The sequence below is a fragment of the Nocardiopsis sp. NPDC058789 genome (genome assembly GCF_042745575.1).
Classification (GTDB): Bacteria; Actinomycetota; Actinomycetes; order Streptosporangiales; family Streptosporangiaceae; genus Nocardiopsis; species Nocardiopsis eucommiae.
In genome coordinates this window covers 62,477-83,502 of the sequence record NZ_JBHYOW010000002.1, presented here as the reverse complement: position 1 = coordinate 83,502, position 21,026 = coordinate 62,477, and the positions used below count along the sequence as shown (strand labels likewise).

At 70.9% G+C, this 21,026-nt stretch carries 20 protein-coding genes; 12 read left to right on the top strand and 8 right to left on the bottom strand.

The annotated features are described in order from the left end of the window. Positions 1–98 precede the first annotated feature (98 nt). The 5 genes from ACFW3L_RS02530 (at position 99) to ACFW3L_RS02510 (ending at position 4,461) form a co-directional block, all read left to right on the top strand. Entirely contained in the window at positions 99–509 is a 411-nt protein-coding gene (locus ACFW3L_RS02530; protein ID WP_378735526.1) for a hypothetical protein, read from the top strand. After that, on the top strand, positions 499–2,202 hold the full coding sequence (locus ACFW3L_RS02525; protein ID WP_378735524.1) for a sensor histidine kinase: 1,704 nt from the start codon (positions 499–501) through the stop codon (positions 2,200–2,202). The genes ACFW3L_RS02530 and ACFW3L_RS02525 overlap by 11 nt, the downstream gene beginning before the upstream one ends. Next, entirely contained in the window at positions 2,199–2,858 is a 660-nt protein-coding gene (locus tag ACFW3L_RS02520; RefSeq protein WP_378735522.1) for a response regulator transcription factor, read from the top strand. Before ACFW3L_RS02525 ends, ACFW3L_RS02520 begins: the two co-directional genes overlap by 4 nt. A 164-nt stretch (positions 2,859–3,022) precedes the next feature. Continuing rightward, positions 3,023–3,628 (top strand): DUF4956 domain-containing protein, encoded by a 606-nt coding sequence (locus ACFW3L_RS02515; protein ID WP_378736172.1) that lies wholly within the window; start codon positions 3,023–3,025, stop codon positions 3,626–3,628. Continuing rightward, positions 3,625–4,461 (top strand): polyphosphate polymerase domain-containing protein, encoded by an 837-nt coding sequence (locus tag ACFW3L_RS02510; RefSeq protein WP_378735520.1) that lies wholly within the window; start codon positions 3,625–3,627, stop codon positions 4,459–4,461. Before ACFW3L_RS02515 ends, ACFW3L_RS02510 begins: the two co-directional genes overlap by 4 nt. A 237-nt stretch (positions 4,462–4,698) precedes the next feature. On the opposite strand, the gene ACFW3L_RS02505 is transcribed toward ACFW3L_RS02510, so the two are convergent. Both ACFW3L_RS02505 and ACFW3L_RS02500 read right to left on the bottom strand, forming a co-directional pair. Next, positions 4,699–6,648 carry a heavy metal translocating P-type ATPase gene (locus ACFW3L_RS02505; RefSeq protein ID WP_378736170.1) on the bottom strand — a complete coding sequence of 650 codons (1,950 nt, stop codon included), beginning with the start codon at positions 6,646–6,648 and terminating at the stop codon, positions 4,699–4,701. Positions 6,649–7,309: 661 nt separating this feature from the next. Further along, positions 7,310–8,026, bottom strand: coding sequence for a phosphatase PAP2 family protein (locus tag ACFW3L_RS02500; RefSeq protein ID WP_378736168.1), 717 nt, complete (start codon positions 8,024–8,026; stop codon positions 7,310–7,312). A 778-nt stretch (positions 8,027–8,804) separates the two neighbouring features. Between ACFW3L_RS02500 and ACFW3L_RS02495 the strand changes: the two genes are divergently transcribed. The 5 genes from ACFW3L_RS02495 to ACFW3L_RS02475 all read left to right on the top strand — a co-directional run bounded on the left by ACFW3L_RS02495 (position 8,805) and on the right by ACFW3L_RS02475 (position 13,885). Further along, the gene (locus ACFW3L_RS02495) at positions 8,805–9,482 is read left to right on the top strand and encodes a GntR family transcriptional regulator (RefSeq protein WP_378735519.1); all 678 of its coding nucleotides are present in this window, start codon (positions 8,805–8,807) and stop codon (positions 9,480–9,482) included. 499 nt (positions 9,483–9,981) lie between these two features. Next, positions 9,982–11,082 carry a pyruvate dehydrogenase (acetyl-transferring) E1 component subunit alpha gene (gene pdhA / locus ACFW3L_RS02490; protein WP_378735517.1) on the top strand — a complete coding sequence of 367 codons (1,101 nt, stop codon included), beginning with the start codon at positions 9,982–9,984 and terminating at the stop codon, positions 11,080–11,082. Positions 11,083–11,097: 15 nt separating this feature from the next. Next, the gene (locus ACFW3L_RS02485) at positions 11,098–12,111 is read left to right on the top strand and encodes an alpha-ketoacid dehydrogenase subunit beta (protein ID WP_378735515.1); all 1,014 of its coding nucleotides are present in this window, start codon (positions 11,098–11,100) and stop codon (positions 12,109–12,111) included. Between the two features lie 12 nt (positions 12,112–12,123). Beyond that, positions 12,124–13,380, top strand: a complete 1,257-nt coding sequence (locus ACFW3L_RS02480; protein WP_378735513.1) for a dihydrolipoamide acetyltransferase family protein — start codon at positions 12,124–12,126, stop codon at positions 13,378–13,380. Between the two features lie 118 nt (positions 13,381–13,498). Continuing rightward, on the top strand, positions 13,499–13,885 hold the full coding sequence (locus ACFW3L_RS02475) for a DUF952 domain-containing protein (protein ID WP_378735511.1): 387 nt from the start codon (positions 13,499–13,501) through the stop codon (positions 13,883–13,885). A gap of 91 nt (positions 13,886–13,976) precedes the next feature. On the opposite strand, the gene ACFW3L_RS02470 is transcribed toward ACFW3L_RS02475, so the two are convergent. Then, on the bottom strand, positions 13,977–14,357 hold the full coding sequence (locus ACFW3L_RS02470; protein ID WP_378735509.1) for a PLD nuclease N-terminal domain-containing protein: 381 nt from the start codon (positions 14,355–14,357) through the stop codon (positions 13,977–13,979). 353 nt (positions 14,358–14,710) lie between these two features. Here ACFW3L_RS02470 and ACFW3L_RS02465 point away from each other — a divergent pair, with 353 nt between their 5' ends. After that, positions 14,711–15,436, top strand: a complete 726-nt coding sequence (locus ACFW3L_RS02465) for a GntR family transcriptional regulator (protein WP_378735507.1) — start codon at positions 14,711–14,713, stop codon at positions 15,434–15,436. Positions 15,437–15,496: 60 nt separating this feature from the next. On the opposite strand, the gene ACFW3L_RS02460 is transcribed toward ACFW3L_RS02465, so the two are convergent. From ACFW3L_RS02460 to ACFW3L_RS02440, 5 genes are all read right to left on the bottom strand, one after another. Continuing rightward, on the bottom strand, positions 15,497–16,558 hold the full coding sequence (locus ACFW3L_RS02460) for an aspartate-semialdehyde dehydrogenase (RefSeq protein WP_378735504.1): 1,062 nt from the start codon (positions 16,556–16,558) through the stop codon (positions 15,497–15,499). Then, the gene (locus ACFW3L_RS02455) at positions 16,555–17,826 is read right to left on the bottom strand and encodes an aspartate kinase (protein ID WP_378735502.1); all 1,272 of its coding nucleotides are present in this window, start codon (positions 17,824–17,826) and stop codon (positions 16,555–16,557) included. Before ACFW3L_RS02455 ends, ACFW3L_RS02460 begins: the two co-directional genes overlap by 4 nt. A 180-nt stretch (positions 17,827–18,006) precedes the next feature. After that, positions 18,007–18,606, bottom strand: a complete 600-nt coding sequence (gene recR, locus ACFW3L_RS02450) for a recombination mediator RecR (RefSeq protein WP_378735500.1) — start codon at positions 18,604–18,606, stop codon at positions 18,007–18,009. A gap of 226 nt (positions 18,607–18,832) precedes the next feature. Next, positions 18,833–19,180, bottom strand: a complete 348-nt coding sequence (locus tag ACFW3L_RS02445; RefSeq protein WP_378736166.1) for a YbaB/EbfC family nucleoid-associated protein — start codon at positions 19,178–19,180, stop codon at positions 18,833–18,835. Between the two features lie 59 nt (positions 19,181–19,239). Further along, positions 19,240–19,716 (bottom strand): MerR family transcriptional regulator, encoded by a 477-nt coding sequence (locus tag ACFW3L_RS02440; RefSeq protein ID WP_378735498.1) that lies wholly within the window; start codon positions 19,714–19,716, stop codon positions 19,240–19,242. Between the two features lie 79 nt (positions 19,717–19,795). Here ACFW3L_RS02440 and ACFW3L_RS02435 point away from each other — a divergent pair, with 79 nt between their 5' ends. Continuing rightward, positions 19,796–20,932: an alkene reductase gene (locus ACFW3L_RS02435; protein ID WP_378735496.1), complete on the top strand. Its 1,137-nt coding sequence runs from the start codon at positions 19,796–19,798 to the stop codon at positions 20,930–20,932. Positions 20,933–21,026 lie beyond the last annotated feature (94 nt).

The window sequence follows — 21,026 nt, the reverse complement described above, 5'->3', positions numbered from 1 at the left end:
GGAGGGGCCCGCCCCTCGTCGCCCGCCGACCTGGGATCATGAAGATCTCCTCACGTCCGTTTCATGCGGACGCCTCCTTCACAGGGGAAGCTCGTGTCATGAGATCACCTCTGGTGCCGCTGGCGGTCGGGGCGCTGACAGTCGTCGCCGTCTCGGTCGCCGCCCTGCTGTGGGCGCTGTTCCTGCGCGACCCCGACCCCGGGCTCGCCTCCGAGGTGGTGCTCGGCGAGTCCCCCGAGGCCGCCGCCTCCGCCGACCCCGACGACGGCGTGGTCAGCCCTCCTCCCCCGGTCACCGACCGGGACGGGGACGGCTCCGAGGACCCCTCTCCGGAGCCCTCGACCGAGCCCTCGCCCAGTCCCTCACCCGAGCCGCCGACCGGCTTCCCCTTCGACTGTCTCGACGGGGGTTCCGGCCACGAGACCTGGGGTGAGGAACAGTGGGAGCTCTGGTGGGAGTCCTGCATGGACACGCGGTACGAGAACGGGGACGACGACGATGACGACTGACCGCCAGCGGGGGGCGGACGGTGAGGGGACCGACCCCGGACCCGCCGCCGACCCCGACGCCACCACCGTCCACGTCCCGCCGGGCCGGTCCAGACCCGAGGACCCGGCGTACGACGCGCCGCCCCCGGGAGCCCCCTCCTCGGGCGGCACCTCCGTGTTCCCGACCCTCGTGCTGCGCGGCCCGCAGCCCGAGCTTCCCCAGCGGCGCCGGGTCCCCGCCCGGCTGCTCATCATGGCCTGGGTGGTCCTGCTCATGGCCGCCGTCCTCGTGCTGGTCAACGTGGTCACGTGGAGCGCGCTGACCGCCCGGACCGACGAGCGGGTCGACCGCGCTCTGGACCAGGAGATCGCGGAGTTCCAGGAGTTCGCGGCGGTCGGGGTCGACCCCGGCACCGGCACCGCCTTCACCGACGTCTCCACCCTCATCCGGGTCCACCTGGAGCGCCAGTTCCCCGAGGACTCCGAGATCCTCTTCGGCTGGGTCGACGAGCCCGAGTCGGGCGCCACGGGCGCCGAGGGAACGGCCTCACGCGGGAACCGGGGCTCGGCCGAGACCGTCACCGGCCGCATCCGGCAGGGGCAGGAGCCCCCGTACGATCTCTCCGCGGACCCCGCGATGGTCGAGGCGGTCCTGGGCACCCCCGACGCCCGAGGGGTCCTGGACACCCCCGCCGGTCCGGTCGAGTGGGAGAAGATCCGCGCGCTGCCCCCGGAGGGCGACGGGGGCCCGGCGGGCTGGTTCGTGATCGGCTACTTCACCGCGTACGACGACGACACCTCCGCCGGGACCATGGGCACCCTCGCCCTGGTCAGCGCGGTCGGGCTGCTCGCCGCCGCCACCGCCGCCTGGTGGGTGGCGGGCCGCATCCTGGCCCCCGTGCGGCTGGTCCGGCAGACCGCCGCGCAGATCTCCGAGGAGGACCTCTCCCAGCGGATCGAGGTGTCCGGGCGGGACGACATCGCGGCCCTCGCCGAGCAGTTCAACAGCATGCTGGACCGGTTGGAGGGCGCCTTCACCGAGCAGCGCAGGTTCGTCGACGACGCCGGGCACGAGCTGCGCACCCCCATCACGATCGTGCGCGGCCACCTGGAGCTCATGGGCGACGACCCCGAGGAGCGCCGAGAGGTGGTCCGGCTGGTCACCGACGAGCTCGACCGGATGGGCCGCATCGTGGAGGACCTGCTGCTGCTCGCCAAGGCCCAGCAGCCCGACTTCGTCCGCTCCGAGCCCGTCTCCCTGGCCGAGCTCACCAGCGACATCGACGCCAAGGTGCGCCAGCTCGGAGACCGCGACTGGCGGCTGGAGTCGCTGGCGGAGGAGACCGTGCGCCTGGACCCCCAGCGCGTCACCCAGGCGATGGTGCAGCTGGCGGCCAACGCCGTGCGGCACACCGCCCCCGGGTCCACCCTGCGCACCGGTTCGCGGGTCAGCGACTCCGAGGTGCGCCTGTGGGTGGCCGACCAGGGCCCCGGCATCCCCGCCGTGGAGCACGGCCGGATCTTCGAGCGCTTCTCCCGGGGCGGCCGCACCGAGCGCGGCGACCGGGGCGCCGGGCTCGGCCTGGCCATCGTCCGCGCCATCGCGGAGGCGCACCACGGCCGGGTGGACCTGGTCTCGGCGCCCGGGGCGGGCTCCACCTTCACCCTCGTCATCCCCCTGACCCCCGGCCGCGTCGGAAGGGAACACCTGTGAGCCGAGTACTCATCGTCGAGGACGAGGAGCGGATCGCCTCCTTCGTCCAGAAGGGGCTGACCGCCAGCGGGTTCACCACCACGGTGGTGGGCACCGGGGCGGAGGCGGTCGACTACGCCGTCACCGGTGGCTTCGACCTCATGCTGCTGGACCTCGGGCTGCCGGACACCGACGGGTTCGACGTCCTCCGCAGGGTGCGCGCCCTGGGAGTGGACGTGCCCGTGGTGATCCTGACCGCCCGGGACGGCGTCCGGGACACCGTGACGGGCCTGGAGATCGGTGCGGACGACTACGTCACCAAGCCGTTCCGGTTCGAGGAGCTGCTGGCGAGGGTCCGGCTGCGGATGCGCACGGAGCGCGCCCCGGACCTGACGGTGCTGCACGCGGGCGGGCTCCGCCTGGACCTGCGGACCCGCCGGGTGGCGGTGGGCGAGGACTCGGTGGACCTCACGGCCCGCGAGTTCGCGCTGCTGGAGCTGCTCATGCGGCACCAGGGGCAGGTGATGACCCGCCAGCAGATGCTGTCGCACGTGTGGGGTTACGACTACGACCCCGGGTCGAACGTGGTGGACGTGTTCGTGCGCGCGCTGCGCCGCAAGGTGGGCCCGGAACGCATCCTCACGGTGCGGGGCATGGGGTACCGGCTGACCGGCTGACCAGTCGAGGCGCCCTCCCCGGGGGCCGACCGGCCGAGCACCTGGGCCGGTCGGCCCCCGCGTGTCCGGGACCGGACGCCCGTGCGGCGGCCGCCTCCGAAACATGAGGGTTCCCTCATGCGGCGCTCATGATCGCCTCACCGCGGCTGCCCACCATGGTCGACATGTTCTGGTTCGCACTTGCGGTCGACCTGACCGCGATCACGTTGTTGTCCTACGTCCTCTACTTCCGCAGGCACGGCCGGCGGGACCTGGTGCTCGCCTACGTGGCGCTCAACGTCGGCATCTTCGCGGTCGTGTCGATGCTGGCCCAGCAGGAGGTCGGCCTGGCGGTCGGCTTCGGGCTCTTCGGCGTCCTGTCGATCCTGCGCCTGCGCTCGGACCTCATCAGCCAGGGGGAGATCGGCTACTACTTCATCGCGATCGCCCTCGGCCTGGTGAACGCGGTGGCCGCTCCGGCACCGTGGCTGCTGCTGGGACTGAACGCCCTCCTGCTGTCCTCCCTGTACGTGGCCGGGCACCCGAAGCTGCTGGCCCGCACCCAGCGCCGGGTCATGACCCTGGACGTGGTGCACGAGGACCCGACGGCGCTCCGGCAGGACCTGGAGCGGCGACTGCGCGGCCGGGTGCGGCACGTGGACGTCACCGAGGTGGACTACGTACGCGACCTCATGGTGGTGGACGTGCGCTTCCAGGAACCGAAGCCGACCGAGGTCCCGGGGCGGCCCGCCGGACGCCAGCCGCTGGCCTCCATGTGGGGTGGGCGTTGAGAACCCCCTCCCCCACCCCCGTCCTCTCCCCCGCCACGGCGCCGTCCGGGCTGGACCGGCTGCACCCGGTCTCCCTGGCGGAGATCAACGAACGCGCCGCCCTCGTCACCCGCACCTGCCGCAAGTACCTGCTCCCCGCCGACCTGGTGCCCGCCCTCTTCGACGGCGCGGAGGACGCGTTCGGGGTCCTGGAGATCGACGGACGGACGTCGTTCCTGTACTCGTCCACCTATCTGGACACCCCGGATCTGCGGACCTTCCACGACCACCGCCAGGGGCGGCGGCTGCGCTACAAGGTGCGCACCCGCTCCTACGTGGACACCGGCACGACGATGTTCGAGGTGAAGCTGAAGGGGGCGCGCGGGATCACCGACAAGGTGCGCGTCGAACTGCCCCCGGGCTCCCCCGTGGACCGTCTGACCTGGCGGACCCGTGACTTCCTCGACCGCTCGCTGAGCCGGTGTCGGCTCGCTCCCCCGGACGTCCTGCGGCCCTCCGCCGTGACCGACTACCGGCGGACCACCGTCGTGGCCCTGTCCGGCGAGGAGCGGGTGACGATCGACCACGGCCTGGTGGGTTACCGGGGCGACTGGGAGGTGCGGATGCGCCCGAACGTGGTGCTGCTGGAGGTCAAGACCCGGGGCGGGCTGACCACCACCGAGCGGCGGCTGCACGCGCTCGGGGTGCGGGAGGCCCGGTTCAGCAAGTACGCGGCCGCGCTGGCCGCCCTCGAACCGGACCTGCGCGGCAACCGCTGGCACCGGGCGATGGGCCACTGCATGGACCACCCCTCCCGTGTGCGGCCTCCGAAGGACGCGGTGGCGGGCGACTGACCGACCGGTACCGGGTGTTTCACGTGAAACAGCGGGCCCCCGTCTCGCACCCGCCCCGACGGGTCGCGCGGAGCGACCGCCGCCCCGTAACCGGTCGGGGCGGCGGTCTGGTTGCGCGGGCCCTCTCCCGCTACAAGAGGGAGTCCGCGGCACCCACAATGGTGACACCCGGTTCCCCGCAGGTCCAGACCGGCAGGGGTTCCACTCTTCGGTCGGGGCCGTTCCGACCGCTCCCGGTCAGTCCGTGGGACGCAGGTCCAGACGCCGGAGCAGTTGGGCGTTGAGCGCCACGATGATCGTGGACAGGCTCATCAGCACCGCACCCACCGCCGGGGCGAGCACGATGCCGACCGGGGCCAGCACCCCGGCGGCCAGCGGGACCGCCGCCACGTTGTACCCGGCGGCCCAGACCAGGTTCTGGACCATCTTCCGGTACCCCGCCCGGGACAGCTTCCGGACCGACACCACACCGCGCGGGTCGTCGGAGGCCAACACCACTCCGGCGGACTCGATGGCCACGTCGGTCCCGGCGCCGATGGCGACACCCACGTCCGCCCGGGCCAGGGCGGGGGCGTCGTTCACCCCGTCACCAACCATGGCGACCCGGTGGCCCCGCTCCTGGAGGTCCCGGACCACCGCGTCCTTCTGGTCCGGCAGCACCTGCGCGAACACCTCGTCCAGGCCGAGCTCGGTGGCGACGGCGTCGGCGACGTTGCGGGCGTCACCGGTCACCATCGCCACACGTACCCCCTGCTCCTGGAGCTGACGGACGGCCGAGGCGGACTCGGGGCGTACCTCGTCGGCCAGGGAGAGCGCCCCGACCACGGAGCCGTCCACCACCAGGTGCAGGACGGTGGCGCCCCGGTCGCGCCAGAACCCGGTGCGTTCGGCCAGGTCGACGGGTTCCGTGACGCCCAGGGACTCCAGGAGCGCGGGCCCGCCCACCTGGACCTCGGCACCGTCCACGACCGCCCGGACGCCGTGTCCGGTCAGGGAACGGAAGTCCGTGGCCCCGGGCACCGGCCCCCGCTCCCGGGCGGCCCGGACGATCGCCCTGGCCAGCGGGTGCTCGGAGTCGGCCTCGACCGCCCCGGCCAGGGCCAGGACCCGTTCGTCGGTCCACCCGTCGACGGCGGCGGAGTCACCGACCGCCGGGGCGCCCCTGGTCAGGGTTCCGGTCTTGTCGAAGAGCACGGTGTCCACGAGCCGGGTGCGCTCCAGTGACAGCCGGTCCTTGACGAGGATGCCGTTGCGCGCCGACAGGGTCGTGGAGATCGCGATGACCAGCGGGATCGCCAGCCCCAGCGCGTGGGGGCAGGCGATGACCAGCACGGTGACGGTCCGTTCGACGGCCTGGCTGCCCTCCCCGAGGACCACTCCCCACACGGCCGCGGTGACCACGGCGGCGGCGAGGGCGAACCAGAACAGCAGCGCGGCCGCGCGGTCGGCCAGCGCCTGCGACCGCGACTTCGACTCCTGGGCCTCGCTGACCAGGCGTTGGATCCCCGCGAGGGTGGTGTCGTCACCGACCGCGTCCACCCTGATCCGCAGGGAGGAGTCGGTGGCGACCGTCCCGGCGACCACCCGGTCGTCCTCGGCACGGGTGACGGTACGGGACTCGCCGGTGATCATGGACTCGTCCACGGCGGCGGATCCCTGGACGACCGTGCCGTCGGCGGGGACCCGCCCACCGGAGCGGACCAGGACGGTGTCGCCGGTGCGAAGATCGGCGGCGGGGACCTCCTCGACCCCGCCGTCGGAGCCGACCCGTTCGGCGCGGTCCGGCAGCAGGGCGGCCAGGGCCTCCAACGCCCCGGAGGCCTGCCCGAGGGCGCGCATCTCCAGCCAGTGGCCGAGGAGCATCACCACGACCAGCAGGACCAGCTCCCACCAGAAGTCGAGCTCCATGCCAACCACCCCGAAGGTGGAGAGCAGGCTCGCGACGAAGGCGACGGAGATCGCCATCGCGACCAGGGTCATCATCCCGGGCCTGCGTTCGCGCAGCTCACCGGGGACACCGGCGAGGAACGGCCAGCCGCCGTAGAGGAAGACCACGGTGCCCAGGAGTGGCGGCACCCAGGTGAGGGCCTGCGGGACGTCGTAGCCGAGCCACCCGGAGATCATGTGGCTGGTGAACACCACGGGCACGCTCAGGAGCAGGCTCCACCAGAACCGGGCGCGGAACATCGCGGCGTGGTCCCCGTGTCCGCCGTGACCACTGTGGCCCCCGTGGCCCCCGTGACCGCTGTGGCCCCCGTGACCACCGTGGTCACCATGGTCCTTGGCGGCGCCGTGGTCCCCGTGACCGGTGTGATCCGCGTGGCTACCGTGACGCGCACGGTCCCCGTGGTCACGGTGCTCACCGTGGTCGGCGCGCCCCTCGTGCGCCCCGCCGTCGTCGTCGCCTTGCTGACCTGTCGTCATGTCGACCCCTCTCCTGCTCCGACCCTGCACGCCCGGGGCCTCCGAACCACGGAGGTCCGCGTCGTACGCGCGTCTCGCACCAACGCATATACCCCTTGGGGGTATTCCGAAGCGGGTCCGAACACGAAGAACACCCGCCGAGCGTCTCGACGGGTGTTCCTGCCGGACCCCTGCGGGCCGGAGCGGGCTAGGCCGTGTTTTTGTGGATGCTTTCGCCGGTGGCTGGCGGAGCCGCCATCGATGCGAGCGGCCGCCAGGCAATCTCTCGCAAGACGATGAGCGAAGCTGCCCCTACTGTGCGCTGCTACGCGAGCTCCGCAGCCTCGCACAGCGGGGGCCCGCCCGGGTTTGGCTGTCCGAGCTTCATCGGCGCGCCGAGAGGCAGCCTGGCAACGCGAGCGCGGAATGATCCAAAAAACACGGCCTAGGTGGCGGTCTCGGTCTCCCGGCCGTACCAGGGCCACCACTGCACGGTGTGGCCGTGCGGGATCATCCGGTCCAGGCGGATCGTGAGTCTGAGCGCGAACCCGCCCGCGATCATCCCGGCCAGCAGGTCCGTGAACCAGTGGAAGTGCAGGTAGATCGAGACTGTCGACTGGAGGAGCGCGATGCCCACGATGCAGTAGGCCAACCGCCTGATGATGTGGGGGCGCGCCGCGCCGAACCGGATGATGAGGAACAGCACCAGGCCGTAGATGAGGATCGCGTTGGCCCCGTGCCCGGAGGGGAAGGCGACGTTGCCCGCCCCCGCGAAGAAGTCCGGGTCGTAGTACTTGGCGTGACCCCGGTTGAACAGCAGCTTCATCACGGAGACCAGGGACATCATCCCGAAGACGCCGCCCGCCCCCAGGATGATCGGCCGCCAGCTGCGGTGCCAGTAGGCCAGCTGGAGCGTGGTGACGCCCAGGACCGGCAGGGCCACGTAACGCGAGGCCACGTTGTCCGGCCAGAAGATCAGCGGCTCGCGCAGCGTGTCCCAGTAGGGCCGGGGCAGCTCGTTGAGGAGGTTGTCGACCGGGTGCAGCGGCCCCGCGGCCAGCATCGTCATGACGATGAGCGCCACGAAGAGCATGATCGCGATGCGGTCGGAGGCCAGCCCCCACGCGATCTCGCTCACACTCGGCCACCTGACCGCGCGCACGACGGGCGGCCCCGGCGCGAGCTCCTTGCTCGGCACCACGGGGATCGGGCCGCTGTAGGGTCCGGGTTCCGGCTTGCGCCGCTCCGGTTCGTGTGGCGTCGTGGACTGTCTGGACCGCGCGTGCCGGGTCCGCGAAGGTTGCGTCATGTGCTCAGTGCTGTCTCACACGTCGTGGGCTCGCCTGTGGCACTGCTTGAGGCGTGGGGGACGGGCTAGCCGCGGTTGTTGGGACTGATCCTGACGTCCCCGGGGGCCGACACGGAGTGTGGGACGTACCGGGGGCTTACCCCTCACACCCCGTTCGACGGTCGAACCTTCGGACTGGTTCACGGTGGTCGTGACCGGTCGCCGGGCAGGCTCGACGTCCAGGGAACGGAACTGGTCGACAGTGGCGTCTGTGTGGGCGCTCGTTACCGCGATTGCTTCGGTCAGCGCAGGTCAGGGCGCTCTCGTCGGGCCATCACCGTGACGTGGGTAACTCTCCGTACGGCTTTGGGTGGATATTGCCAACACGCGAGCCTACCCGGACAGTCGCCCTCATTGGTGGTTTCCCGGGCCAAGTGTGACCCTTCCACCTCGGACTTTGCCGGAAGCCCACGTCGACGACCGGCGCGCTTCACCCGCACGCGACCGGTTCGTGAGGGTTCCGTTAGCACTTCGAGGCCGACCGTCCGGCGGACACGTGCGCGTGTGGCACCCTTCAAGGAGCTTGTCAGACGCTGGAGTGTGTCGGCACGTGTGCTGGTCGCGCACGGGTCGGAAGACGGAAGGGCCCTGGATGGTCGACCTCCCACAGTTGCCGGAGGACCCCTCGAAGCTGGCCCGTGAGCCGCTGAGGGAACAGATCCGGCAGGTACTGGTCGAGGGTCTGCTGTCCGGCCGCTGGCAGCCCGGAGAACGCATCGTGGAACGCAGGATCGCCACGGAGCTGAAGGTCAGCCAGGCGCCGGTCCGCGAGGCGCTCCGCGAGCTGGAGACGCTGCGCCTCATCGAGACCGTGCCGAACAAGGGGGCCCGGGTCAGGGCCTTCGGAGTCCAGGACATGGCGGAGATCTACCCCGTCCGCGCCGGTCTAGAGCTGGTCGCCGCACAGTTGGCCGCGCCGCGCCTCGCCGAGGACCCCTCCGTCCTGGAACGCGAGGTGGAGGCGCTCCAGCGCGCCACGGCCGAGGGGAACGTCACCGAGCAGATCCGGCACAGCGTGGAGTTCCACCGCGAGGTCGTGCGGGCGGCGGACAACAGCGTGCTGCTGCACACCTGGGAGTCCCTGGGGGTCGAGGTGTGGACGGCGCTGTCGGTGCGCTGGCTCAACATGGAGCTGCACGCCAAGGCCGCCGACCACGCGCAGATCACACGGGCCTTCCGCGAGGGCGATCCCGCCGTGGGGCAGATGCTCAGCGACCACGTCATGAACTACGTCGAGGCGGCGCTCCGGACCCACGAGGGCAGTCGCTAGGCCCCGGGAGGCGGGGCTTCCACGCCCCTCCCCTCCCTTCCCACCTGGGCGGCTCCTGCCGTCACCTGGTGGTTTGCACCGAACTCCGGGTTTCTGTCCTAAAGTTGTATTGATCGATCATCGATCAGACCGTAGAGTGTGCGCGACGCACGTCACACCACACACGCGCGTGCCCCCTGGTGGCACGGGGTTGTTCATCCGGCCGGTGAACGAACTCGGCCGACCTCCCGGCGGATGCTTACCGCACCCCAGACCGGGAAGCAATGCCGTCAAGGGTCGCGGCGCGACAACTGCACACGTGACCCCGATTCGCTTCGCGTCCGCACCCGGGCCCCGCCAGGCCCGACCGGACGCGCCCCGCAACAGCCACAGTGTCGCCGCCGATGAGCCCGGCGGCGGCACGCGCCGGGACCACGCCTGACAGCGGGGTCCGGGCGGGCCGCGTCTCCGACCCACAGGACGGATGCGCGCGGCCTCCGCGCACGTAGAAAGGCACACCATGGCTGACACGGCCAAGCCGAAGGGCGGCACCGCCCGGGCCTCCGCGTCCCGGCGCCGGACCCGGAAGGACTCCGGCATCGGCAACGAGAAGCCGGAGACCCTCCTCGACTACTACCGCCAGATGCTCTTCATCCGACGCTTCGAGGAGCGCACCGGACAGGCCTACACCCAGGCCCGCGTCGGCGGTTACTGCCACCTCAACCTCGGCGAGGAAGCCACCGTCGTCGGTCTGATGACCGCCCTCCAGGAGCGCGACTACCTGTTCACGAACTACCGTGACCACGGGTACGCGATCGGCAAGGGCATGGACCCCAAGCGGGTCATGGCCGAGCTCTACGGACGCGTCGACGGCGTGTCCAAGGGCTGGGGCGGCTCCATGCACATGTACGACACCGAGACCCGCATGCTCGGCGGCTACGGCATCGTCGGCGGCCAGCTCCCCCTGGCCACCGGTGCGGCGCTCGCCGTCACCTACCGCGGCGGCGACGAGGTCGTCATGTGCCAGATGGGCGACGGCACCACCAACATCGGCGCCTGGCACGAGTCCCTCAACATCGCCAAGCTGTGGAACCTGCCGGTCGTCTTCGTGGTGATCAACAACTTCACCGGCATGGGCACCACCGTGGAGATGTCCTCCGCCGAGCCCGAGCTCTACAAGCGCGGCGCCGCCTTCCGCATCGAGGGTGAGCGCGTCGACGGCCGTGACGTCCTGGCCGTCCGCGACACCGCCACCCGCCTGGTCGAGCGCGCCCGCGAGGAGCAGACCCCGTTCCTGCTGGAGGCCTGGAGCTACCGGCAGAAGGGCCACTCCGTCGTGGACCCGGCCAAGTACCGCACCGACGAGCAGCGCGAGTCGGCCCGGGCCGAGGAGAACGACCCGATCGTGATCTTCGACGCCCAGCTGGCCAAGGCCGGGATCCTCACCGACGACCTGCGCGACGAGATCGCCGCCTCGGTCAAGGCCGAGGTCACCGAGGCCGCCGACTTCGCGGAGAACAGCCCGAAGCCGGACGTTTCCACGCTCTTCGACTACACCTACGCCACCCCGGTGCCGAACGAGTCGCGGCGTATGCCCGCCGACCCGGTGTTCGCGGAATAGGAAGGAACCACTCACATGTCCGTGATCACCTATCGCCAGGCCCTGCGCGACACCCTGCGCGCCGAGATGGTGCGTGACGAGAACGTCCTCGTGATCGGCGAGGAGATCGGCGTCTTCGAGGGCTCCTACAAGATCACCGAGGGGCTCCTCAAGGAGTTCGGCCCCCGCCGGGTCAAGGACACCCCCATCGCCGAGGAGGGCTTCGTCGGCGCCGCCGTCGGCGCCGCCATGCTGGGCCTGCGCCCGGTCGTGGAGCTCATGACGATCAACTTCTCGCTGATCGCCATCGACCAGATCATCAACCACGCCGCCAAGATCTACGGGATGTTCGGCGGCCAGACCAGCGTCCCGCTGGTCATCCGCACCCCCGGCGGCGGCGGTCAGCAGCTCGGCGCGACGCACTCGCAGAACATCGAGCTGTTCTACTCCTTCATCCCCGGCCTCAAGGTGATGGCTCCCAGCACCCCGGCCGAGGCCTCCTCGATGCTGCGCGCCGCGATCCGCGACGACGACCCGGTCCTGTTCCTGGAGAACCTGGGCCTGTACAACTCCAAGGGTGAGGTACCCGAGGACTACGCGGAGCCGGAGAACGACAACGTCGCCACCATCGGCCGTGCCGCCGTGACCCGCGAGGGCAGCGACATCACGCTGATCGGCTACTCCCGGATGGCGATGGTCGCCACCCAGGTGGCCGAGAAGCTGGCCGAGGAGGACATCAGCGTCGAGGTCGTGAACCTGCGCAGCCTGCGTCCCCTCGACCGGCAGACCTTCGTGGACTCGGTCAAGAAGACCGGTGCCGCGGTGATCTGTGAGGACGACTGGCTCACCTACGGCATCGGCGCGGAGATCGCCGCGTCGATCCAGGAGGGGGCCTTCGACTACCTGGACGCCCCCGTGCGCCGGGTGGCCATGGCCGAGGTCCCCATGCCGTACGCCAAGCCGCTGGAGACCGCCGCCCTGCCGTCGGTCGAGTCGATCAGCACCGCGATCAAGGAAACCCTGAGCGCCGTCGGCAAACGGGTCGGGTAGAGGGAGTAGTCAATGAGCGAGATCCACATGCCCCGCCTCTCCGACACCATGGAGGAGGGCGTCATCTCCACCTGGGTCAAGAAGGTGGGGGACAAGGTCGCCTCCGGTGACGTGCTGGTCGAGATCGAGACCGACAAGGCCGTCATGGAGTTCGAGGCCTACGAGGACGGTTTCCTCGTCAAGCAGAACTTCTCCGAGGGCGACACCGTCCCCATCGGTGAGGTCATCGGTTTCATCGCGGACTCCCCGGACGCGGTGCCCGAGGAAGCGGCCGCGCCCGCCGCCCCGGCCACCGAGGCCCCCAAGGAGGAGCCGCAGGAGGAGGCCGCCGCCGCGCCCGCCCCCGTCGCCGACGAGCCCGCCGGTGAGCGCCCCCGGACCTCTCCCCTGGCCCGCAGGCTGGCCAAGGAGTACGGCCTGGACATCACGAAGATCCAGGGCTCCGGCCCCAAGGGTCGGATCGTGCGCGCCGACATCGAGGCCGCCAAGGACGGGTCCGCCGCCCAGGCGACCCCGGCCGCCCCCGCGCCGAGCGCCCCGGCGCCCGCCGCCCAGGCCGCCCCGACCCAGGACGAGGTCCGGGGTTCCGAGGAGGTCAAGACCAGCAACGTGCGCAAGGTGATCGCGCGCCGTCTGACCGAGAGCAAGCAGACGGTCCCGCACTTCTACCTGCGCCGCTCGATCGACGCCGAGGCCCTCAAGGCCTTCCGGGGCCAGATCAACGAGCAGCTGTCCAGCACGGGCGTGAAGGTCAGCTTCAACGACCTGATCGTGAAGGCGTGCGCCACCGCGCTCAAGCTGCACCCGGAGGTCAACACCTCCTGGATCAACGACACCCTGGTCCAGCACCACCGGACCAACGTCGGCGTGGCCGTCGCCGTGGACGCCGGGCTGGTCGTGCCGGTGCTGCACGACACCGACAAGGCGACCCTGTCCGAGATCTCCACGCGCACGCGTGAGCTCGCGGGCAAGGCCCGGGACAACAAGCTGAAGCCGCAGGAGATGAGCGGCGGTACCTTCAGCGTGTCCAACCTGGGCATGTTCGGTATCGACAGCTTCTCCGCCGTGATCAACCCGCCGGAGGCCGCCATCCTCGCGGTCGGCGCCATGCGTCCGGAGGCCGTGGTCGTGGACGGTGAGGTGGCGGTGCGCAACCGCATCCCCCTGGAGCTGTCCGTGGACCACCGCGCGGTCGACGGTGCCGTGGGCGCCGCCTTCCTCAAGGAGCTCGCGGAGATCCTGGAAGAGCCCATGCGGATCATCCTGTAGCACCCCCGTACGCGACGCCCCGGCCCGAGTCCCCGGCCGGGGCGTCCGTCGTTCCCACGGCACGTCCGGGAACCCCTGGTCCCCGCGCCTCCGGGGGTGACGCGGTAGCGTCCGCTGCATGGCTCACGTACTGCACCTGACCGAACTCTCACGCTGGCGCGCCGACGGGGACGTCGAGGCCGACTCCCTGGGCACCGAGGGGTTCCTGCACGCCTCGCCCGACGAGGCCACCATGCTGGCGGTGGCCAACGCCTTCTACTCCGATCCCGCGGAGGCGCTGGTCGTACTCGTGGTGAACACCGAGAAGGTGGACGCCGAGGTGCGGTGGGAGGCGGCGGCGCCCGTCCCGCCGCCCGGGGTCGACGCGGACGTGCTCTTCCCCCATGTGTACGGACCGATCCCCCGACCGGCGGTGACGGGACTGCGCCGTCTGGTCCGGAACCCGGAGGGGCGGTACACGGCGCTGGAGACGGTGATGGAGCCCGGCCCCTGTTTCCAGGGCTGATCCCACGTCGACGCGTCGACATGGGAACTTGTCCACAGGCTGTGGACAATGCGAAGGGCCCCGGGATCACCCGGGGCCCTTCGTCGTGCGGTCAGGCGTTGCCGAGTCCGGTCTGGTCGGGCGGGATGTTGCTGTGCTGCCCGACGCTCCCCGGGACGGTGTGCCGAGCCCGGCCCTTGTCGATGCCGAGGAAGCGGTTGAGGTGCCCCTTCCTGCCGACCACGAACCAGGCGACCGCGCCGAACAGGGGAAACCACAGGATGAAGATGACCCAGAGGAGCTTGCCCCCGCCGGTGGTGTCCCCGTTGGCCAGGGTCGAGATGACGGCGGCGATCACCAGCACGGCGATGGCGAGGAACAGGAGGAGGAAGAGGACACCGGTGATGCCGCTCAACCAGGCGAAGGTGCGTTCGCCGCTGTCCATCTGCGACAGGCTCACTCGATCAGCGAGCTCCGACAGGTTCGTGATCATGTCTCCCCCAAGCAAGAAGTGACTCCCTAGTCACATAGCGTAGTATTTCGTGGCGGCCAGTCACGCACATTCCGACGCTTTCGGGCGTTTCCCCTCATCGGCCCACGCACCTCCGAATCCGTGGTTTCGCAGGGTTCCGAGCCGACTACTTTCGGGTAGCGCCCCCCACCGGGCTTCCCCACTGCTTTACTGGAAACATGGGCGAGCTTCGGCGAACTGGCAGGTCCACTCCCTCCCTCCGGCCCGGGGCCGGCACCGGCGACGGTGCCCGCACGGCCACCCGTGACCAGCGATCCGCGCGTCCGGCCAGAGCCACCCCTCCGAGCAGGGGCGCGGCAGAGGCCGGGTGAGCGGTGTCCAGGCAACCCCGCTACCTGTGGCTGGCCGAACAACTCCGAGAACCGATCCTCAACGGCGAGATCACCCCGGGCACCCGACTTCCGTCCCGCACCCGCCTGGCCCGCTCCTACCGGGTCAGCGAACAGATCTCCCGCACCGCTCTGCGCCTCCTGGTCACCGAGGGCCTGGTCGAGGCCAGGCCCGGCTCCGGGTACTTCGTGCGGACCGTCCCGGAGACCTTCCGGCTCTCCCGGACCGACGCCACCTCCGGCTCCGGCCTGGGACAACTCAGCCGTGAGCGGGTCAGCACCGAGCAGGAGCGGTGCACGGCCCCGCTGAGCACCAGACTCCGGCTGCGCGACGGCGACCCGGTGTACCGCACCACCTCGCGGGGGCTCTCCTCCGACCGCCCGGTCACCCTGCACCGGTCCTGGGAACCGGCGATCCTCACCGCCGGAACCCTGCGCACCCCCTTCGACGCCACCGAGACCGGCACCCTGGAACGGCTGGGCGCCGCGGGGTTCCCCGTGGACCGGGTCGTGGAGGAGGTGGGGGTCCGCGCGCTGCGAGACTCCGAGGCCGTACTCCTGGACTCCGCCCCGGGCGTACCGGTCCTGGTGGTCGAACGCACCCACTACTGCGGCGACCGCCCGGTCGAGACCTCCGACCTCATCGGCTCGGTCGAGCAGTGTCGACTTCTCTACAAGTTGTCCCTGGCCCGGCCACGGAGCCGCCGGTAGGCACGCCGAAGGGCGGTGGCCCGTTCCGCAGGGGAACGGGCCACCGCCCTCGGTGCGGCCTCAGGCCTGGGTGAACTCCTTGGCGACGACCTCCGCGATCTGCGCGGTGTTCAGCGCCGCGCCCTTGCGCAGGTTGTCCCCGCACAGGAAGAGGTCGAGCGACTTCGGGTCGTCGATCGACTGCCGGATGCGGCCGACCCAGGTCGGGTCGGTGCCCACGACGTCGTTCGGGGTCGGGAACTCGCCCTTGGCGGGGTCGTCCACGACCTTGACGCCCTCGGCGCCGGCCAGCAGCTTGCGGGCGTCGTCGGCGGCGACCTCGCTGTCGAAGGACGCGTGGACCACCAGCGAGTGGGTGGTGATGACCGGCACGCGCACGCAGGTCGCGGAGACCTTCAGGTCCGGCAGCCCCAGGATCTTGCGGGACTCGTTGCGGACCTTCAGCTCCTCGGACGACCAGCCGTCGTCCTTGAGCGAACCCGCCCAGGGCACGACGTTGTAGGCCAGCGGCGCCGGGAAGGGGCCGAGCTCGTCGACGGCCGCGCGCATGTCACCCGAGCTGTCACCGAGGGTGCGGTCACCGCCCGCCTTGGCCATCTGGTCGCGCAGGACGTCGATGCCCTCCTGGCCGGCTCCGGAGGCGGCCTGGTAGGAGGAGACCACCAGCTCCCTGACGCCGTAGGTCCGGTGCAGCGCACCGATCGCCACGATCATCGAGAGGGTGGTGCAGTTCGGGTTCGAGATGATGCCGCGCGGGCGGTTGCGCACCTGGTCCGCGTTGACCTCGGGAACCACCAGCGGGACGTCGGAGTCCAGGCGGAACGCGCCGGAGTTGTCGACGGCCACCGCGCCACGGGCCGCGGCGATCGGCGCCCACTCCTTGGACACCTCGTCCGGCACGTCGAACATGGCGACGTCCACGCCGTCGAAGACCTCGGGGGCCAGCGCCTGCACGACGACGTCCTCGCCGCGCACGCTCAGGACCTTGCCCGCGCTGCGCGCGGAGGCGACCAGCCGGATCTCGCCCCACACGTTCTCACGCTGGGTGAGGATGTCGAGCATGACGGTGCCGACGGCGCCGGTGGCACCGACGATGGCCAGGGTGGGAAGACGGTTGCTCATCGGCCGGTACCTCCGTAGACGACAGCCTCGACCTGGTCGGCGTCGAGCTGGAACTCGCTGTGCGCGGCCTGGACCGCCGCGTCGACCTGGTCCTCCTCGACGATGACCGAGATGCGGATCTCCGAGGTGGAGATCATCTCGACGTTGGTGCCGGAGGAGGCGATCGCGTCGAAGAACCGCGCGGTGACGCCCGGGTACGAGCGCATGCCCGCACCGATCAGGGAGACCTTGCCGATCTTGTCGTCGTAGCGCAGGGAGTCGTAGCCGACCTTCTCCTGGACCTTCTTCAGGGCGCCGACCGCCTCCTTGCCGAAGTCCTTGGGGACGGTGAACGAGATGTCCGTGCGGGAGGTGGAGACCGCCGACACGTTCTGCACGATCATGTCGATGTTGATCTCGGCGTCCGCGAGCGACTTGAAGATCGTCGCGGCCTCACCGACCTTGTCGGGGACGCCGACGACGGTGATCTTGGCTTCGCTCCGGTCGTGGGAGACCCCGGAGATGATCGGCTGTTCCATGCCTTCGCTTTCCTCGACTTCCGAGACGATCCACGTCCCGGGCTTCTGGCTGAACGACGAACGGACGTGCAGGGGAATGTTGTACTGGCGCGCGTACTCGACGCAGCGCAGGTGCAGGATCTTCGTGCCGCTGGCGGCCATCTCCAGCATCTCCTCGTAGGAGATCTGCGGGATGCGCTGCGCGGAGGGAACGACGCGCGGGTCGGCGGTGAACACGCCGTCCACGTCGCTGTAGATCTCGCAGGCGTCGGCGTTCAGCGCGCCAGCGAGAGCGACGGCGGTGGTGTCGGAACCGCCACGGCCCAGGGAGGTGATGTCCTTGGTGTCCTGGGAGACGCCCTGGAACCCGGCCACGATGCAGATCGAGCCCTCGCCGATGGCCTCCTGGATACGGCCGGGGGTCACGTCGATGATCTTGGCGTTGCCGTGCAACGACGTGGTGATGACCCCGGCCTGGGAGCCGGTGAAGGAACGGGCCTCGTAGCCCAGGTTCTCGATGGCCATCGCCACGAGGGCCATCGACATGCGCTCACCCGCGGTGACGAGCATGTCGAGCTCGCGGGCGGGGGGCATCGGGGAGACCTGTTCGGCCAGGTCCAGCAGTTCGTCGGTCGTGTCGCCCATGGCCGAGACCACGACCACGACGTCATGTCCCGCCTTTTTCTGAGCCACGATCCTTTGGGCTACTCGCTTGATGGCTTCCGCGTCAGCCACGGAAGACCCACCGTACTTCTGCACGATTAGGGCCACGATCGATGCTCCTGAGGAGTTGGGATCAAGACAATGAACAACAAAGTGTAGCCAGCGACGACCAAGGCACCCCTTCCGACCTGCGGAGGGGAGGGCGTGGCGTCTTGACACACCGGCGATCGGGTTACCCGCCAGAGCGGAGGTTACTCATATTTCCGCCCGATTACGGCGAAGTGTGAGCTAGAACTCGAGGCTGCGGCGGCCCTCGAAGGCACGCCCCAGAGTGACCTCGTCGGCGTACTCGAGGTCGCCGCCGACGGGGAGTCCGCTGGCGAGCCGGGTGACTTTCAGGCCCATGGGTTTGACCAGCCGCGCCAGGTAGGTCGCGGTGGCCTCCCCTTCCAGGTTCGGGTCGGTCGCCAGGATCAGCTCGGTGATCTGGCCGTCGGCCAGACGGGTCATGAGCTCCTTGACCCGGAGGTCGTCGGGGCCCACTCCCTCGATGGGGCTGATGGCGCCCCCGAGCACGTGGTAGCGCCCGCGGAACTCGCGGGTGCGTTCGATGGCGACGACGTCCTTGGACTCCTCGACGACGCAGATGACGGCGGCGTCGCGGCGGGCGTCACGGCAGATGCGGCACTCGGTCTCCTCTGCGACGTTGCCGCAGATCGAGCAGAAGCGCACCCGCTCCTTGACCTCGACGAGTGAGTTGACCAGGCGCTTGACGTCCGCGTGTTCCGCGGACAGCAGGTGGAAGGCGATGCGTTGCGCGCTCTTCGGACCGACGCCGGGCAGTCGCCCCAGCTCGTCGATCAGATTCTGAACCGCGCCCTCGTACATGCCTACCCACTCGGTCGGAACCGGGCAGGGGCCCGGTGGGGCCACTCCTGCCCCTCCCCCCACCGTATCGGGGGGCGGTGACCTCTCGCGACCGTCCCCCGACCGCGTCGCCGAAAAGCCGCGCGGCGGTCCGTCGCCGCTCCCGTACCGACGGGCGGTACGGGAGCGGCGGCACGGCGACCGTGAGGTCTCCGGGAACCCGCGCGGGCCCCGGAGGCACCTGAGGCTAGAAGCCGGGGAGGCCGGGCATGCCGCCGGGCATCCCGCCGCCGCCCAGGCCCTCGGCCAGCGGGCCCATCTTCTCCTGCTGGAGGCGCTCGACCTGGGCCTCGGCGTCACGGATGGCCGCCAGGACCAGGTCCGCGACGGTCTGCGCGGTCTCCTCCGCGTCGGTGGGGTCCACCGCCTTCGGGTCGACGGTGATGTCCTCGACCTGGCCCCGCCCGCTCAGCTTGACCTTGACCAGGCCGCCGCCGGAGGTGCCCACGACCTCGGCCTCCTCCAGGGCCTGCTGGGCCTGTGCCAGCTGCTGCTGCATCTGCTGGGCCTGCTGGAGCAGGGCCTGCATGTCCATTCCGCCAGGGTTCACGGCCGTCTCCTCGCCACACACGTGGTGCTGTTCATAGCTTCGTGTCACTTGCCTGTGAGGGTAACCGGTCCGACCGGGGCACCCCGGCCACGTCCGTCGGCGCCCCCGCCGCGCGCACCGGCGGCCCGGTCACCCGCGGCGGCCCCGGAGCCGTTCGCCCGGACGTCGGGCGGGGAGACGCGGGAGTCCTCGATCACCTGGTCCAGGGCCTCGCGGGTGCGCTCCAGCCCCCGGATCGCCCCGGTGACCCGGTCCCGTTCGCGCCGGAGCCAGTCGAGCAGGTCCGGGGCGGGCTCGCCGCGCTCCCGCGCGTACACGCAGGGCAGCAGCTCACGGATCACCTCGGTCGAGAGCCCGGCCCCCAGCAGGCACTGGACGCGGTCCACCCGCTCCACGGCGTCCTCGCCGTACTCGCGGTGCCCGCCCGCGGTGCGTGTCGAGGCGAGCAGGCCACGCTCCTCGTAGTAGCGCAGCGAACGGGGGCTCACCCCGCTCCGCGCGGACAGCTCTCCGATGCGCACGGGCGCCTCCCGTCGTCTCCTGTGACCCTGGCCACGAACGCTTGAACCTCACACGGGTGTCAGATTCTACGCTCCTCGCATGGACACCGCGAAGACCCACGGAAACCCGCTCCTGGACCCCTACGACCTCGGGTCGCTGCACCTGCCCAACCGGGTGGTCATGGCCCCGATGACCCGTCTGCGCGCCGACCGGAACGGCGTGCCCGGCGACCTCATGGCCACCTACTACGCCCAGCGAGCCAGCGCGGGCCTGATCGTCTCCGAGGGGATCTCGCCCAGCGTCGACGGCCAGCAGTACCTCACCGAACCGGGCCTGTACTCGGAGGCGCAGGTCGAGGGGTGGCGGCGGGTCACCGACGCCGTGCACGCCTCGGGCGGACGCGTCTTCGCCCAGATCATGCACGCCGGGCGAGGCGGCCACCCGGCCAACCGCCCCGACGGCGGGACCCCGGGCGCCCCCTCGGTCGTTCCGCGAACGGACCCCGTCCACAGGCTGGACGGCAAGGTGGCTCCGGTCGCCCCACGCGCGCTGACCCTCCGGGAGATCGGCCGTACCGTGGCCGCGTACGCCGAGGCGGCGCGCGCGGCGGTGCGGGCCGGGTTCGACGGGGTCGAGATCCACGGGGCCAACGGGTACCTGCCGCACCAGTTCCTGGCTGACAACACCAACCAGCGCACGGACGCGTACGGCGGCGGGGTCACCGGGCGGATCCGGTTCCCCGTGGAGGTCACCGAGGCGGTCGCGGACGCCGTCGGCGCGGACCGGGTGGGGCTGCGGCTCTCCCCCGGCAACAGCCAGTTCGAGATGGTGGAACGCGACCCCGCCCCGGTCTACCGGGAGCTGCTGCGCCAGGTGGCTCCGCTCGGCCTCGCCTACCTGCACGTCACCGCCGACCCGGTGCACCCCGCGCTGGCAGAGGCTCGGCGGGACTGGCCCGGAACGCTGGTGGGCAACACCGGGGAGCACGAGGCGACCACCCCGGAGAGCGCCGCCGCGCTCGTGGCCGGAGGGCGCGCCGACCTCGTGTCGGTGGGCCGCCCCTACATCTCCAACCCGGACGTGGTGGAGCGGCTCGCGGCCGGGGTGCCGTGGTCGGTGATCAGGGAGAGGAACTTCCACTACACGTCCGGTCCCCGGGGCTACGTGGACTACCCCACGCACGACCAGGCGGACACGCGTCGGGACAACGCGCGCTTGGTCGCACCGTTGACCTGATTTCACCAGGCAAGGGAGCGAAGAGTAGCGCACGAGTCACTCTGGGTTGAAAGGATGTTCGACGGGGCTGGTCGGCCGCTCCGGCGGCCGCGCC